Source organism: Mycobacterium sp. E3251 (genome assembly GCF_001666835.1).
Lineage (GTDB): Bacteria > Actinomycetota > Actinomycetes > Mycobacteriales > Mycobacteriaceae > Mycobacterium.
The window spans coordinates 88,006-103,517 of record NZ_LZJF01000068.1 but is presented as its reverse complement, the minus strand read 5'-3'; the positions used below and the strand labels follow the sequence as shown (position 1 = coordinate 103,517).

Genomic DNA, 15,512 nt, shown 5'->3' with positions numbered 1-15,512 from the left:
GCGAATTCTCGTCGGCATCACGTCTGCGGTCGCACTCCGAGGACGTCGCGAAACAGCGCCTGCCGCAACGCGAGTTCGCGCGGGTCACTCCAGAGGTGAAAACCCAGCCGGTTCATGACGTACGCGAAGCCGATGCCGGTGTCAGGGTCGGCGCAGCCGAAAGAGCCGCCGAAGCCGGGAGTCCCGAAGGCGCGTCCCGAAGAACCGAATGCGAAGTGCGGCACGGGTTTACAGAAGCCCAGCGAATACGCCACGTCGACGTTCATCACCTTGTCGCGGATGCCCTGGCTCGGCGAGAGCGCCGGCGCCGCAAGGGCCGCGACGGTGTCGGCGCCGAGGCCGAGCTCGGCTCCCCCGGTTGCCGCGCTGCCGTACATGCGCGCCACCGACCGGGCGGTGCCGATGCCGTTGGCCGACGGAATCTCGACCGCCCGAACGTCCTCGCGGTTGTAGTCACCGTTGAACGGGTTGACGCCGCGCGGGACCGCGATCGCGCGGGCGGTCAGGCCGACCGGGTTGAGCGAGGCGCCCACGAATCCCGGTGGCATGACGTTCAGGTGTAGCAGCGTTTCGGCGCGCACCCAGTTGTGCACGTGCGCGACCCGCTCGCGGTTGACCGAATCCGGCAGGCCGATGTGCAGGTCGAGCCCCAGCGGCCGGACGATTTCGTCGGCCATGAAGCGGCCCAGCGTGCGGCCGGCCGGGTCCGTCCGGCGGATCAGCTCGGATTCGTACCAGCCCAGCGTGATCGCGTGGTAACCGTGCCGCGAACCCGGTCGCCACGCCGGCGCCTGCGCCGCCAGGATGGGTGAGAGCCTGGCCGGGTCGGCGACGTCGGCCAGCGCCGGCTTCGGTTTGAGCGCGCACAGGCCGGCCTGATGCCCCAGGAGTTGGCGGACCGTCACGTCGCCCTTGCCCGCCCGCGCGAATTCCGGCCAGTAATCGGCCACCTTGGTGTCATAGGAGATGAGTCCTCGGGACACCGCGACGGCCACGACCAGGGCGGCGACCCCTTTGGTCGTCGAGAACATGTTGACCATGGTGTCGGCCTGCCAGGGTTGTTTGGCCAACCCGTTCCGGTAGCCGCCCCACAGGTCCACGACCTTGACCCCATCGCGGTAGACGGCGACGGCCGCGCCGACTTCAGCACCGTCGCGGAAACTCGCGCGAAAGGCGTCGGCGACCTTTCCATAGCCGGCATCCACGTCGCCGCCGATCAGGTCCGCCGACACCGCAACCTTGAGCACCATCGTCACGCCTCCGAAAGGAGACTAAGCCAGCGGCGGACGCGAGCAGCGCTTTTCGGGCCGTCTCATCCCAGCGGGTCAGTGGGCGCCCAGACTGCCGCTCAGGTACTGGGCGCGGCAGGCCCGGCGCGCCAGCTTGCCGCTGGTGGTGCGGGGAATCGCGCCCGCCGGCAGGAAACACACCTCGGTGACCGGCAGCCCGTGGCGGCGCATGACCGCGGCCCCGATGGCCTCGATGGCCGGCCGCGGGTCGGCGCGGCTGGTGCCCGTCGCCCGCTCGGCGATGATCACGAGTCGCTGATCGGCCTCCTCGCCCGGCACGGCGAAGGCGGTCACGTATCCGCGCCGCACCAGCGGGGACGCTTCGGCGACGGTCGCCTCGATGTCCTGCGGGTAGTGGTTGCGGCCGCCGATGGTGACCATGTCGGCGGTCCGACCGGTGACGTAAAGCTCGCCGTCGACATAGGTGCCCAAGTCCCCGGTCCGCAACCACGGGCGATCGAGGAGCGAGCCTTCGGCGTGGCTGGCGTCGGCGAGCCGCGATCGCAACCGGGCGCCGAACGCTCGCCCGGTTTCGTCGGGCAGTCCCCAGTAGCCCCGGCCGACATTGTTGCCCTGCACCCAGATCTCGCCGACCCGACCGTCGGGCAGTTCGGTCCCGGTGGCCGGGTCGACGATTACGGCCCATTCGCTGCGGCCCACCTGGCCGCAGGAGACCTGTGCCACGGCTTCGGGGTCGTCCGGCGCGACCCGCACCGCGCGACCGGCGCCCAGTTCCTCGCGGTGGAAGTAGGCGGGGGTCGCCTCGGCGGTGGGCGCGATGGTCGCGACGAACAGGGTGGCCTCGGCAATGCCGTATGAGGGCTTGAACGCCGTCGGTGGCAATCCGTACGGGGAGAACGCCTTGTTGAAGGCGGTGATCGCCTCGATGCGGACGGGCTCGGACCCGATGATCAGCACCACCTTGCTCAGGTCGACATCATCGCCCGGCGCGGGCACTCCCCGCTGGGCGGTCCATTCGTAGGCGAAGTTCGGCGCCGCGGTGACGGCCCGGCCTGTCTCGGCCGACAGGGCTCTGATCCAGCGTTGCGGCCTGCGGACGAACGCGGCCGGCGACATCAGCGTGGAGTGTCCGCCGTATACCGCCGGGAAGCCGATCATCGATAACCCCATGTCGTGGTAGAGCGGCAACCAGCTCACACCGTGGGTGTTGCGGTCCAACAGGTCAATCGAAAGGATCATCTGCACGAGGTTGGTGCCGACCGCGCGGTGCGTGATCTCGACGCCGACCGGGGGCCGCGTCGAGCCCGATGTGTACTGCAGGTGGGAGACGTCGTCGTGGCGTAACTCGTTGCGGGCGAACGAATCCCGATCCGAGTCGGGGATCTCGTCGATGACGATTACCCGGGGCCGGTGCGGTTGCGGGAGGGTGCTCAAGAACTCCTCGACCGCGTTCCGCGCCGCCGATGTGGTCAACACGGCCGTCGGCCGCGAATCGCGCAGGGCGGTGTTCAGGCGTTGCGCGTGGCCGGGCAACTCGGGCGCGAACAACGGCACCGCAATGGTTCCCGCCTTGATCGCCGCATAGAACCCCATCACGTAGTCGAGGCTCTGCGGCGCCAAGACGGCGACCCGCTCACCATGGCCGGCGACCTGTTGGACGCGCGCGCCGATGGCTTCCAGCCTGACACCGAACTGGTTCCACGTCACCTCTTCGACGAGTCCGTCGGCCGAACGGTTGAAGTCCAAGAAGCGGTACGCCACGGTGTTACCGACGTTCGCGATGTTGCGATCGATGAGCGAGATCAGCGTGACGTCCGGCGGCACCACGATGTTGCCCTGGGCATCCAGGCAGTCCTCGATCTCGAGCAGGCCGGGGACGGCTTTGGCGCGCTGCCGGGAACCGAACTCCATGGCCCCACTGTAGGCACAGCCGCCGTGCCGCGAACGTGATCATCGGCACGCCAAGCGCGAAGGGCCTTCGGTGAGAATCGAATTCGCCGGTCGGCGCCGACCCGTCGGTGACCGTCGTGCGCCCTCGTCGCGGCGCCCGCAACGTGAGCGGTAGCCTACGCGCGGGCGGCATGCAGGGTCGTCGATGATTGCACCGGGGAGTTGGCCATGTCAGGCAGGACGTTTTCATTCGAGATCAACCGCACCAGCACCGCACCCGCCGCGACGCTGTTTCGGCTCGTGACCGACGGCGCCAACTGGTCGAAGTGGGCGAAGCCCATCGTCGTTCACTCGAGCTGGGCCCGGCAGGGCGATCCCGCGCCCGGTGGGATCGGGGCCGTCCGCAAGGTGGGCATGTGGCCCGTGCTGGTACAGGAAGAGACCGTCGAGTACGAGCAGGACCGCCGGCACGCCTACAAGCTCGTCGGTCCCCCGACTCCGGCCAAGGATTACTCGGGCGAGGTGGTCTTCACGCCGAACCCGACGGGCGGGACCGACATCCGCTGGACCGGCTCGTTCACCGAGGGGGTGCGCGGGACGGGGCCGGTGATGCGGGCCGCCATGGGCGGAGCGGTCCGGTTCTTCGCCGGCCGGCTGGTGAAGGCCGCCGAGCGGGAATCGAGCGAAGGGCGGTAGCACCCTGGCATGGCGCGTGACGGCCGCGCTCGGCGGCCGCCACGCTTCGATTCACGAGCTACGGGTTGTTGAACTGGTTCTCGTACGTCTGCTGCTGCTGCATGTCCTGATTGAACTGCTGCTGGGCCTGCTCGTTCTGTTGTTCCGCCTGCTGCATGGACTGTTGCAGCTGCTGCTGGTCGAGCTGCTGCTGCAGTTGGGCCTGGTCGTCGTCGTCATCGGCGGCAAAGCCGCCGGAGAAGTTGGGCGGCGTCTGGGGCGATACGGCCACGTCGGTCAGGCGCATCGGTGCCTGCGCCGAGCCGAAGAGGGTGAGCAGGGCGGCGGACGCGGCTCCCGCGATAAGGAGGCGCCCCATTCGTCGCCGGCGGTGGTCAGCGGTGCGGGCGGTCATCCTTCGGTTATGCGCCGAGACTTTAGCTGCCGCCTGGGTGGCGGCTGTTCCCCGAATATGAAGTCCGCCCGCTACTTCGCGTCGACCTCGTCCTGATACTTCTTCGTCATGTGCGCGACCGCGTCCAACTGCGACTGCGCCAAGCCCTCCCGGGCCTGTCCGGCGCGCGCGGCGGCGTCCAGCGTCGGCTGCGCCTGGCCCTGGAAATGCGGCATGACTTCGGCGGCAAACAATTCGGCGGACCGTTTGGTGGCGGCCGGGTTGGCCCACTCATGGCCCATCTGCAGCATGCAGCCGAACCCGCCGGACTGATCCCACAGCCGCTGCACCTGCTCGCGCGCCCGCTCGGGCGTCCCGATCACGCCCGCCCCGTTGTCGTTGATGACGTCGATCATCTCGTCCAGCTGTTCGCCGGGCATCGTCATCTGCGGGAAGGCGGCCACCTTCTGGAAGTACCGGAACCACGGCTCGATGCCGAACTTGACCTCTTCCCGGGCCTGCTTTTCCGTTTCGGCGAGGTGGAACAGGCCGACCAGGCTCCAGTTCTTGCGGTCGACCTGCGTGCCGAAGGCCGCCGCGCGCTCCTCGACGATGCCCCAGTGATACGAGAGCGCGTTGAAGCCCTCGACGGTCAACGTCGCCCCGATGGAGAGCAGGCCGATGCCATGCTTGCCGGCCAGCCGCGCTCCCGTCGGCGACGCGACGGCGGCGACCGACAGCGGAATTCCGCCGTCCGAGTACGGGGCAAGCTGCAGCTTGGCGTCGAACAGCTGGTGTGTGGCCGTCTTGGCGCTCACGGTCTCCCCCGCCAGCAGCCGGACGACGATGTCGAGGTTCGTTTCGAGCAGCTCGCGCGTGTCCGTGGGGGTGAGCCCTATCATCGACGAGTCGCTGGGCAGTGAGCCCGGGCCCACGCCGCCGATGATCCGGCCGTGGGTCAGGTGATCCAGCAGCATCAGCCGGTCGGCGACCCAGAGCGGATTGTGGTACGAGAGCGAAATGACCCCGGTGCCAAAGCGAATGCGTTTGGCGCGCTCGGCCGCGGCCGCGATGAAAACCTCGGGCGAGCTGATGATCTCGCTGCCGGCCGAGTGGTGTTCGCCCATCCACACTTCGTCGAAGCCGAGGGCATCGAGGTGCTCGATGAATTGCAGGTCGCGTTGCAATGCGAGCGTGGGGTTCGTACCGGCCCGATGGAACGGGGCGATGAAGTATCCAAACCTGAGCTTCGCCATTGAAGTCCCCTTGCAGCCGAGTTGCGCAGAACCATAACCCGAATGCGGTGCCCGGCCTAGGGCGTTGGCGCCGCCGAGTTCGGCGAGACCGAGTTTTCAGCCGGCGGGGCCAGGTAATCCCGGCCCCGCCGACTACGGGAACAAGTCTCTGTCGCGGTGTGTTCCGGCGGGCTCAGCGTGCGGACGTCAGTAGCCGCCGCAGACGTTGCCGACGCACCCGCCGCCGCCACCCGGGCCGCCGCCGCCACCGCCGACACCGGGGATGCTGCCGCCTCCGCCGCCGGGGCCGCCACCCCCCGTGGGACCGCCGGGAACGCCGCCGCCACCGCCGCCCGGACCACCGCCACCGGTCGGTCCGCCGGGAACGCCGCCGCCACCGCCGCCGGGGCCGCCACCGCCCGTCGGGCCGCCCGGAGCGCCGCCGCCGCCACCGGGCGTGGACGGAGCCACGCTGGACGACGGCGTGGTCGTCGGGGTGGTGCTGCTGCTACTCGGCCCCTTATTGCCGCCGCCGCACCCGACCGCAAGCACGAGCATCGCCGCACCACCGAAGAGCGCGACCGAAGTCCTGGCTGCTGATGTCATCGAAGTCCCCAATCCCCACTTGCGCCACGGCAACTGGTTCTTTCTCCTTACCCCGGCGCGCACCCGGGCAAACGGGATTCGATGCGGGACTTCTGCCCGGAAACGCCGATGGCCCATCCCGCCGGGGATGGGCCATCGATACACGCGGTTCGGCTAGCAGTCGAGACCGGACACGCAGCCGGCAAGCGTAGCCGAGTGGACGCCGGCTCCGGCTGCATCAGGCGGGGCCAACGCGACGCGGGACGACGAGTGCGTGGCCGGCGCCCCCGCGCCGCCCGTCGGGCCGGCACTTACTCCGCCGAATACCACCGCCAACATCACCGCGGTCATCCCGCCGAACACGGCAGCCGCCCTGTGGTTTTGCACCTTCATCAGCCGCTCCTTCCGGTCCCAGCGCGTCTACGAGGATGGCGCGCAGCCATAGCACAAATCTACACCTGTGCAATTATTGCAACAAGACAGATTGCGTCGGTTACGGCTTGGGTCACCCGCGGGCGCACCGCGGGGCTGTGATCGTGCCGCCGGAAGAGGAAAGCGCGACAGAGTGGCCGCGTTAGGAGCCGATGGCCCATCTCGGGCTAATGGGCCATCGGCGAGCCAAATCGTATCCTCGGACAACAGTTGCAGTGCGGGAATTTGCTGCATCGAGAATAAGAAATTTTCTTATTCGTAAATTGGATACCGCGTTTCGGCGCATCAGCAACTGCACTCAGCCCTGCGCCACCTGGGCGAACGGCATCCGCTCTCTAGGCTTCCTTGGTGATCAACTTGCGCAGCGCCACGCGGTCGGGTGTCAGCAGCTCGGCGATGCGCGGCTTGTTCACCTCGGCGACGATGATCTCGCCGACCTCCTGATAGACCTCGCTGAAGATCCCGTGGGACTTCATCTTCTCGGTCTGGTAGAGGTTGTCCTCGGTCGGCGTGACGTAGTAAACCGCGTCGGCCTTGAACCGGTGCACCAGCCAGAGGTGGATCAGCGTCATCAGGCGCTTCTGGCGCAGCTTCTCGGCGAAGGTGTTCTGGTCACGCACCTGCAGGATGCTGCGGCCGTGCCGGTCCTTGATGGGATCGACGACGACGTTGGCCAGCTGCTCGTCCCCGTTGCCGTAGATGCCGAGCTCGAGGACGTCCGAACCGGCGCGGCGGGGCCGCAGGGTCACCCGCAGCTTTTCGCCCAGCTGGTAGTTCTCGCTCCACAGCGCCAGCCACTCCTCCAGCAGCTTCTTGGGCACCTCGGTCTGGGCGAGGTGCTGATGCTGGGTAGAGCCCTTGCCCATCGCCTTGGTGGTCGCCGTACGCCCGGACGACGCCTGCAGCGCGGCGTCGCTGCGTGGTCCGCCGACCAGCGTCTGCGGGGTCCGGTACGGCGACTCGACCAGGCGCATCTTGCGCTGCAGCCGAGCCAGCGCCAGCATCCCGTCCTGCTGCAGCGACGTGGCGAACTCCTCGGCGGCAACACCGTCGATCTGGTGGCCGCCGTAGGTGATGAAGTTGAAGACGAAGCCCATCTTGCCGAGCTCCTCGGGGAAGCGCTTCATCTCATCATCGGTCATCCCGGTGGTGTCCCAGTTGAAGGACGGAGAGAGGTTGTAGGCCAGCATCTGCTCCGGGAATTCGGCGTGGATCGCGTCGGCGAACTGGCGTGCGTCGGCGAGATCGGCGGTCTTCGTCTCCATCCAGAGGATGTCGGCGAACGGCGCGGCCGCGAGCGACTTGGCGATGGCGTACGGAATGCCGCCGCGGATCTGGTAGTAGCCCTCCGGCGTCTTCGACAACTCCGGGTCCCACGGCGGGTCGACGCCCAGTTCCTTCGCCTTCTCCCGTGCGGTGTAAAGCGATGCGCGCGCCGCGAACTGGCGCCACTCGTCGGGGGTCATGCTCGGCGACTCGTCTTCGGTCTCGCCGAACGAGAGCACCTCCGCGACGGCCTCGCCGTAGGTCATCAATCCCGCGTCGTCCTCCCAGGCGGCCACAAAGCGCGACTCGACCTGGTCGAAGAGGTCGTCGATCGAACCTTGCCCGTCCTCGCGCCGGGCGTTCACGGCGTCCGAGATCAAACTCTGGATGCCCTGACGCTCCAGCCAGGCGGTGGCGGCGCCGTACTCGGAATCGGGCAGAGCGTAGAGCAGGTGGCCGTTGAGTTCCTTGACCCCCAGCTCGTAGAAGCGCCGGACCATCGCCAGGAAACACGCCTTGTACGACGGGATGTCGAGGTTGGTGGCGCCGAGCAGGAACGGCTGATCGCGCTCGTCGGCGCGGCTGTCGATCAGGTTGGCCGCCTCGGCATCGGTGCGGGCGACGATGATGCCGGGCACCTTCATGACGTCGAGCTGGAACCGGGCCGCGTTGAGCCGCTTGATCTGTTCGTCCGACGGCACCAGCACCTTGCCGCCCTGGTGGCCGCATTTCTTGGTGCCCGGGCGCTGGTCCTCGATGTGGTAGCCGGCCACGCCGACCTCGACGAAGCGGCGGATTAGGTTGCGCACGTGCGGGTCACCGCCGTGGCCGGTGTCCGCGTCGGCGATGATGAACGGCCGGTAGTCGTACGCGGGCGTGGTGGCGCGCTGCCGTTCGGTCATGTTCAGTCGCTGGTATTGCTGGTTGCGATCGGCGGTGAGCAGGGCGCGCACCAGCACCGCCGCGTCGTCGGGCACCTGGCTGAGGGGATAGCTGGCGAGGTCGGGACCCGGGTCCTCGGTGGTGGAACCCTTGGCCGAGGTCGCCCAGCCGCCGAGGTAGATGCCCTCGATGCCCATCCGCTTCATGGCCACCGCCTGGCCGGGCGAGTAGGGGCCGAACGTCGTGATGCTCTTCTTCGCGGCGAACAGCTCGCGCAGCCGGTCGTAGAAGGCGGCGGCCGCGTTGCGCGCCACCGGGTAGTCGGTCGGGATTGTGCCGCGCTGCTCGACTACCTGGCGGGCCGTGTAGAGACGCGTGATGCCGGCGAAGCGCGGGTCGTCCATGTAGCGCTGCGTGGCGGCGATGTCGTCTTCGAACGATGTCCGGACTTCGGTGTCCGAGTCAATGATGGCCATGGCCCTACGCTCCTCTTCGGCACGATTTCCCTGGACGGAGTCTATCCCCGGAGATGGCCTTTCAATCAGGGGCCGAAAGACCCATGCCAAAACTGTTGCCGGACGCCTGTATCCGCAAGCCGGCGACGGCGTGGCACGGCCGCGGGGCGCCGCCCGGGCGGTCTCGGTGCGCACCGCTTGCGGCGCAACACCTTTCGTACGCAAGCCCCGGCTCAGCCGGGGCCGCCGGCCGCGCGCCGGGTCAACCACTCGCGCTGGCGACGGACGAACTCCGCGTCGACGACCCTTCCGTGGCCCGGCACGTACACCGCGTCCGGCCCGCCGACCGCGAGCAGCCGCTCGAGGGTGGCCGGCCACGCCGCCAGGTCCGAGTCGGCGTCGATCGCGGGATCGGCGGACTCTTCGACCAGGTCGCCGGTGAACACGACGACCGGGTCGTCGGCTCCCCCGGGAGCCACCACCACCAGATCGGAGGCGGTGTGGCCACGGCCCAGGTTGGCGATCGTCACGGCGCGATCACCGAGGTCGATGGTGGCGTTGAAGACCCCGCGCCGCGGGGGTCGCAACGCCGCGATCGCTCGATCTATCTCCGCGGCGTCGGCGCCGTGGTCCAACGCGTCCTCGCGCATCCGCCCGGTTCCCGACGACAGACATTCGACCACCTCGGGCGCGCAGTAGATGTTCGCGTCGGCAAACGCCGAAGAACCCAGCACGTGGTCAAAGTGCTTGTGGGTCAAGACGATATCGCTGACCGGGCGGCCGGCGAGCCGTCGCACGCCAGCGTCGATTGCGCGCGCCTCGGGCAGCGTCGTCCCGGTGTCGACCAGCAGTACTCCGGTGCTGCCCCACACGAGTCCGACCGTGACATCGCAGAACGGCAGCCGGCAGCGATGCACGCCGGCCGTCAACCGTTCCCAGGCGAGATGCACACCCAGCAAGCTAGCTGAGCATGTCGGAGATAGTTGACGTGTTGGCAGAAGCCGGAGACAAGGCCGGAGAGAAGGTATTCGCGATGCGCGCAGTCGTCATCACCAAGCGCGGCGGTCCGTCGGTGCTGCGGGTCGAGCAGCGGCCCGATCCCCCGCCCCCGGGCCCGGGGCAGCTGCGGGTCGCGGTGCGCGCGGCGGGGGTCAACTTCGCCGACCACCTCGCCCGCGTGGGCCTGTACCCCGATGCGCCGAAGCTGCCGGCGGTGGTGGGCTACGAAGTCGCCGGGACCGTCGAGGCCGTCGGCGACGGTGTCGATCCGGGCCGCGTCGGCGACCGGGTGCTGGCGGGTACCCGCTTCGGCGGCTATGCCGAGATCGTCAACGTGGCTGCGAGCGACTCGGTGCCGCTGCCGGCCGCGATGAGCTTCGAACAGGGCGCCGCCGTCCCCGTCAACTACGCGACCGCATGGGCCGCGCTGCACGGATACGGGTCGCTGCGCCCCGGGGAAAGGGTGCTGGTGCACGCCGCGGCCGGCGGCGTCGGCATCGCGGCCATCCAGTTCGCGAAGGCCGCCGGGGCCGAGGTGCACGGCACCGCGTCACCGGCGAAACACGAGAAGCTGGCCGAACTGGGGGTGGACCGGGCGATCGATTACCGCCGTGACGGTTGGTGGCGCGGCCTGGATTTATACGACGTGGTGCTCGATGCGCTGGGTGGCACCTCGCTGCGCCGGTCCTACGCGTTGTTGCGGCCGGGCGGACGGCTGGTCGGGTACGGGGTGTCGAACCTGCAGCATGGCGAGAAGCGCTCGCTGCGGGCGGCCGCCCCGCATGCGCTGGCGATGCTGCGCGGGTTCAACCTGATCGACCAACTCTCGGAGTCCAAGGCGGTGATCGGCCTCAACATGCTGCGGCTGTGGGACGACCGCGGCACGCTCGAGCCGTGGATCACTCCGCTGGCCAGGGCGCTCGCGGAGGGGACGGTCGCTCCCGTCGTCCATGCGGCGGTGCCCTTCGCCGAGGCGCCGGAGGCGCACCGCATCCTGGTGGCCCGGGAGAACGTCGGCAAGGTCGTCCTGGTGCCGTGAGTTTTTAGCGGCGCCGCAGTGGTTATCTATCTGCCATGGCTGTCACCGAATCCCGCGAAGTCGTCATCGAAGCGACACCGGATCAGATAATGGATGTGCTGTTCGACATCGAAGCGCTGCCCGAGTGGTCCTCGGTTCATCAGAAGGTGGAGGTTCTCGAGCGGGACGATCAGGGCCACCCCCTCAGGTCGAAGCAAGTGGTCAAGCTCGTCGGCGTCAGCGACGAGCAGGAGTTGGCGTACACCGTCCACGACGACGGCGTCAGCTGGACTCTGGTCAGTGCCAAACAGCAACGCGCGCAAGACGGTCGCTACACCCTGAAGCCCGACGGAGACTCCACCCGGGTGAGCTTCGACCTCACCGTGGACCTGTTGATGCCGGTGCCCGGGTTCTTGATCAAGCGAGGCTCCAAGAGCCTCATGGACACGGCCACCAAGGGATTGCGTAAACGCGTGCTGGAGCGCAAGGGCGGCAAGTAGGGGCACCCGGCCGTCAAATCCGGCGCTTCCGGATGGTGGCCGCGCGAGCGACACTGTCCGTATGAAACCGACACCCGTGAGCAACTTTCGGCGGGTCGCATCGATCGCCGGTGCGTTGACGATCCTCGGAGCGGTGGCCGGCTGCGGCGGCCACGGTGACACCCGCATGACGGCGCCGTCGACGCCGAAGGTCACGACGCTTGGGCGGACCGCCCGGGCCGCCCCCGCCGAGGGGCCGTTGACCATCACCAGCCCGGCGTTCAACGACGGTGCGCCGATCCCGGTGCAGTACACGTGCAAGGGCGCAAACATGGCGCCGCCGCTGACATGGTCGGCGCCGTTGGGGGCGGCACTCGTGGTCGACGACCCGGACGCCGTCAACGGCCTCTACGTGCACTGGGTGGTGGTCGGAATCGGCCCCGGTAGCGGCAGCAGCGCCGACGGCCAGACGCCGGCCGGCGCGACCACCCTGCCGAACACCGCCGGAGAGACCGCATACAAAGGCCCCTGTCCGCCGGCCGGAACCGGCACGCACCACTACCGGTTCACGCTCTACCAGCTGCCCAACGACTACCGGCTGCCCGACGGGCTCGCCGGCGTGCAGGCGGCGCAGACGATCGGCGGCGCGGCAACCGCCCAGGCCCGGCTGACCGGGACGTTCGCGGGCTGAGCGTCAGGCCATCTCGTCGAGCGCCTGATAGCCGGCGTTATAGCCGGGCGTGAAGGTGATGCCGGGACCACCGTGGCATCCCGCACCGCCGAGGTAGAGCCCTTCGATGGGAATCGGAAAGTCGAGGAACCCCTTGGGGCCGGGCCTGTTCGGGCCCATCAAGTCCGGATGCAGCAGCCCGTGGCAGAAGTCGCCCGCGGGCGCACCGAACATCGTGTTCATGTGGTAGGGCGCAAAGGTGATGTGCCGGATCACGATGTCCTTGAAATTCGGGGCCAACCGGGTGATCTTGTCGATAACACGCTGTGCCATAACATTTTTGAGCTGTCCATGATCGTGGCGGTCGACTTCGACAGGGAAAGCGTAAGCGTAGGCGCTCGCGGCGTGCTTACCGGGCGGCGCCATCCCCGGATCATGCACGGACGGTATCTGCATTCCCATCGACGGGTTGTCCGGGACGATGCCCCGACGACAGTTCTCCCAATGCAGCTGTTGTTCTTCGGGATCACCGAAGATCCCGACCGACTGCTGCATGCCTTCCTCGTTCAAAAACTCATAGGGCGGCGCGAATTCGGGCAGCCCGTCGAGGGCGAAGTGGATCTGCACGAAGGAGGCGCGGTGGTCTCGTCCGCCAAGACGTGAAATGAGCTCCCCCGGCACATGTTCGGGGGCGATCAGCTCGGTGAGGGTGACGTCCGGCGCGAGGTTGGAGACCACGATCGGCGCGGTGATCGTCGAGCCGTCACGCAACCGCACCCCGGTCACGGCGCCGCGGTCGACGAGGATCTGCTCGACCTTGCTCCGGAACCGGAGCTCACCGCCGTGGGAGACGAAGAGCTCACGCAGGTGTTCGGTGAGCGCGCCGATGCCGCCCTTGAGTTTGGTCATCATCGCCGTGCTGTCGTCCGGTACCGCCAGAGCGAATGCCAGGCAGGTGGCACTGCCCGGAGTGTAGGGGCCGCGGTAGGTCGAGTTGACGGCAAGGAACGCGAGCATCCCCCGCATGACGGCGTGCTTGTCCTTGTCGGGCAGGTAGCGGTCGATGACGTCCATCGCCGAACCGAACAGCATTTCGTGAATGGCGCGGCGTTCGGCGTCGTTCGCCGCGCAGGCGTACATCTCGTCGAGGGTCTTGGGCGGTGTGCGAACGTCGAAGCGGCCCAGTGCCTTTGCGGGCCCCTGGCTCCACCCGATCAGTTCGGCCATGCCCGTGACGGCCTCCATGCCGTGCTTCTCGGCCAGGTGCGTCATCAGCCGCATCGGGTCGCGGTAGAAGATCATGGCCTCCTCGCCGTGGTCGCCGATGTTGGTCGACATCACGTCCGGCTCCACCGTGGGCAGCGTGTCCAGCCCGAGATCCTTGGTGATCTGGCTCGCCGTCGGGAATTGGACGGAGCCGGCGATCTCGTACCGGAAGCCGTCGATCAGTTCGACGGTCGCCGCCATGCCTCCGGCATAGGTGTTGCTTTCCAGGCACAGCGTTCGGACGCCCGCGCGTTGCAGTACCGCGGCCGCGGTGAGCCCGTTGTGGCCCGCTCCCACGACGATCGCGTCGTAGTCCGACATGGCGTCCTCCCTCGATTGGCGCGTGACAAGAATATGTCAGTACTGACACAATCGGAAGATGTCAGTTCTGACAAATTTCGGCCGGCTGGGATACCATTCCGGGGGGATGAACGCGCCGACGAACCGTCATGAGCTACGCCGACGATCGACGCATGAGGCGCTGCGCCAAGCGGCATTGAAAAGCTTTGCGCGCAAGGGGTTTACCAATGTCACCGTGACCGAGCTGGCCCGCGAGGCCGGGGTCACCGAACGGACTTTCTTTCGCCACTTCCCCACCAAGGAGGCGGTGCTCTTCCAGGATTACGAGACGCAGCTGGCGTGGCTGGCCGAGGCGCTCGCCGACCGTCCCGCCTCCGAGTCGCTCTTCGATGCGGTGCTGGCGAGCGTCGCGGCCTTTCCGCATGACCTCGAGGTGGTCCGCCAGGCCGCGACGGCCCGCGCGGAGTTGATCAGCGCGGAGCGCATCGCGAGCCATCTGCGCGTCGTGCAGTCGTCGTTCGCCGAGGTGCTGACCGATTTCGTCAGGGATCGCAACCCGGGCGTGGCGAACATCGATCTGCTCGCCGAGGTCACCGGCTCCGCCGTGGCCGCCGCTCTGGTTGTGGCAGTGGAGAATTGGGGCCGCAACGGCTGCATGGGCGACCTCGGCGAACTCGTCGCGTCCAGCCTGGAGCTGCTTCGCTCGGGTTTTGCGCCGCTCGCCTGATCCGTTGAATGTGCGCCCACGGTGGCGACACGCGGAGCAACGCCGCCGTCAGCGCACACTCGAAGCCGCCAGCGCACAATTAAACGGCTGCCGCGCTCTCGACGGCCGCCTCGACGAAGCGGCGCAGCACGGCGTTGCGGGCGCGCGGCAGAAACGCTAGCGAGACGGGGCTCGTGGGGGCTCCGCGCAGCGCGACGAACCGCACGCCGGGGTGGATGTTGCGCCGGACCGCGACGTCCGGGATCACGCCGATGCCGCGATCGGCCGCGACGGATTCGAGCCACTCGTCGAAATTGGTTGTCTCGACGATCGTTTTCGGTCCCTCGCCCGCCGGCCACGACCATGGCCCGGTGGTCCCGCTGGCGGTGTTGACGACCAGCGGCCACTGCGGGACCTCGGCCCAGTCCAGCTCCGATCTGGTTGCCAGCGGCGAGTGCACCGAACACACGGCCACCCGGGACTCGTCGAAGAGGTGCACCACCCGCACCTGGGTCGCCGTCACCTGGCCGCGGACCACGGCGACGTCCACCCTGCCCTGCTGGACGGCGCTCAGCGCATCGTCGGTGCGGACCAGTCTGACCGTTGTCCCGGTGGCCCGCTCGAAGCGGGCGACGGTGTCCTGGGCCCACGGGTCGGGCAGCAACCAGCTGAAGCCGAGGCCGATGCTCGCCTGGCGGCGGACGGCCGCGAACGCCCGGTCCAGCTCGGCGAGGACCCGTTCGACGTGGTCGAGGAACGCCCGCCCGGCCTGGGTTGTCTCCACGTGCCGCGAAGTGCGGTCCACCAGCGTCACACCGAGCGCGTCTTCCAGTTGGCGGATGGTGCGGCTGAGCGCCGGTTGGGTGATGCGGAGTTCGTCGGCCGCCTGCGTGAACGACCGCAGCCGCGCCACCGCCTCGAACGCCCGGAGGTGGCGCAACTCGACCCGACCGCTCGCCAATGCGTCCATGCTTGGCAAGCATAGATCGATTACAGCTGGCATTTCACAG

15 protein-coding genes are annotated in these 15,512 nt (G+C 68.3%); 5 read left to right on the top strand and 10 right to left on the bottom strand.

The window, feature by feature from the left end; genetic code table 11:
- Window positions 1-17 precede the first annotated feature (17 nt).
- A complete protein-coding gene (locus tag A5697_RS10470; protein WP_068010291.1) occupies window positions 18-1,250 on the bottom strand; it encodes a serine hydrolase domain-containing protein in 1,233 nt (410 codons plus the stop codon).
- 75 nt (window positions 1,251-1,325) lie between these two features.
- Window positions 1,326-3,161: a fatty acyl-AMP ligase gene (locus A5697_RS10465; protein ID WP_068010250.1), complete on the bottom strand. Its 1,836-nt coding sequence runs from the start codon at window positions 3,159-3,161 to the stop codon at window positions 1,326-1,328.
- A 207-nt stretch (window positions 3,162-3,368) separates the two neighbouring features.
- On the opposite strand from A5697_RS10465, the gene A5697_RS10460 reads away from it, so the two are divergent.
- Window positions 3,369-3,836, top strand: coding sequence for an SRPBCC family protein (locus A5697_RS10460; protein WP_068010248.1), 468 nt, complete (start codon window positions 3,369-3,371; stop codon window positions 3,834-3,836).
- A 58-nt stretch (window positions 3,837-3,894) separates the two neighbouring features.
- Here the strand turns inward: A5697_RS10460 and A5697_RS10455 are convergent, their stop codons facing one another.
- From A5697_RS10455 to A5697_RS10435, 6 genes are all read right to left on the bottom strand, one after another.
- A complete protein-coding gene (locus A5697_RS10455; protein ID WP_156673237.1) occupies window positions 3,895-4,230 on the bottom strand; it encodes a hypothetical protein in 336 nt (111 codons plus the stop codon).
- Window positions 4,231-4,301: 71 nt separating this feature from the next.
- The gene (locus tag A5697_RS10450) at window positions 4,302-5,465 is read right to left on the bottom strand and encodes an LLM class flavin-dependent oxidoreductase (RefSeq protein WP_068010244.1); all 1,164 of its coding nucleotides are present in this window, start codon (window positions 5,463-5,465) and stop codon (window positions 4,302-4,304) included.
- Between the two features lie 186 nt (window positions 5,466-5,651).
- Window positions 5,652-6,050: a hypothetical protein gene (locus A5697_RS28035; protein ID WP_068010242.1), complete on the bottom strand. Its 399-nt coding sequence runs from the start codon at window positions 6,048-6,050 to the stop codon at window positions 5,652-5,654.
- A gap of 153 nt (window positions 6,051-6,203) precedes the next feature.
- On the bottom strand, window positions 6,204-6,422 hold the full coding sequence (locus tag A5697_RS27100) for a hypothetical protein (protein ID WP_082953322.1): 219 nt from the start codon (window positions 6,420-6,422) through the stop codon (window positions 6,204-6,206).
- 374 nt (window positions 6,423-6,796) lie between these two features.
- Window positions 6,797-9,085 carry an isocitrate lyase ICL2 gene (gene aceA, locus A5697_RS10440; protein WP_068010241.1) on the bottom strand — a complete coding sequence of 763 codons (2,289 nt, stop codon included), beginning with the start codon at window positions 9,083-9,085 and terminating at the stop codon, window positions 6,797-6,799.
- Window positions 9,086-9,297: 212 nt separating this feature from the next.
- Window positions 9,298-10,014, bottom strand: a complete 717-nt coding sequence (locus tag A5697_RS10435; protein WP_068010239.1) for an MBL fold metallo-hydrolase — start codon at window positions 10,012-10,014, stop codon at window positions 9,298-9,300.
- 83 nt (window positions 10,015-10,097) lie between these two features.
- On the opposite strand from A5697_RS10435, the gene A5697_RS10430 reads away from it, so the two are divergent.
- From A5697_RS10430 to A5697_RS10420, 3 genes are all read left to right on the top strand, one after another.
- On the top strand, window positions 10,098-11,102 hold the full coding sequence (locus A5697_RS10430) for a zinc-binding dehydrogenase (RefSeq protein WP_068010290.1): 1,005 nt from the start codon (window positions 10,098-10,100) through the stop codon (window positions 11,100-11,102).
- A 35-nt stretch (window positions 11,103-11,137) separates the two neighbouring features.
- Window positions 11,138-11,581, top strand: coding sequence for an SRPBCC family protein (locus A5697_RS10425; protein WP_067944506.1), 444 nt, complete (start codon window positions 11,138-11,140; stop codon window positions 11,579-11,581).
- A gap of 61 nt (window positions 11,582-11,642) precedes the next feature.
- The gene (locus A5697_RS10420) at window positions 11,643-12,251 is read left to right on the top strand and encodes a YbhB/YbcL family Raf kinase inhibitor-like protein (RefSeq protein ID WP_068010237.1); all 609 of its coding nucleotides are present in this window, start codon (window positions 11,643-11,645) and stop codon (window positions 12,249-12,251) included.
- Window positions 12,252-12,254: 3 nt separating this feature from the next.
- Here A5697_RS10420 and A5697_RS10415 read toward each other — a convergent pair whose 3' ends face one another.
- Complete coding sequence (locus tag A5697_RS10415) at window positions 12,255-13,817, bottom strand: NAD(P)/FAD-dependent oxidoreductase (RefSeq protein WP_068010235.1); 1,563 nt, start codon at window positions 13,815-13,817, stop codon at window positions 12,255-12,257.
- A 106-nt stretch (window positions 13,818-13,923) separates the two neighbouring features.
- On the opposite strand from A5697_RS10415, the gene A5697_RS10410 reads away from it, so the two are divergent.
- Window positions 13,924-14,523, top strand: a complete 600-nt coding sequence (locus A5697_RS10410) for a TetR/AcrR family transcriptional regulator (RefSeq protein WP_068010232.1) — start codon at window positions 13,924-13,926, stop codon at window positions 14,521-14,523.
- Window positions 14,524-14,602: 79 nt separating this feature from the next.
- Here A5697_RS10410 and A5697_RS10405 read toward each other — a convergent pair whose 3' ends face one another.
- Window positions 14,603-15,472, bottom strand: coding sequence for a LysR family transcriptional regulator (locus tag A5697_RS10405; RefSeq protein ID WP_068010230.1), 870 nt, complete (start codon window positions 15,470-15,472; stop codon window positions 14,603-14,605).
- Between the last annotated feature and the right edge of the window lie 40 nt (window positions 15,473-15,512).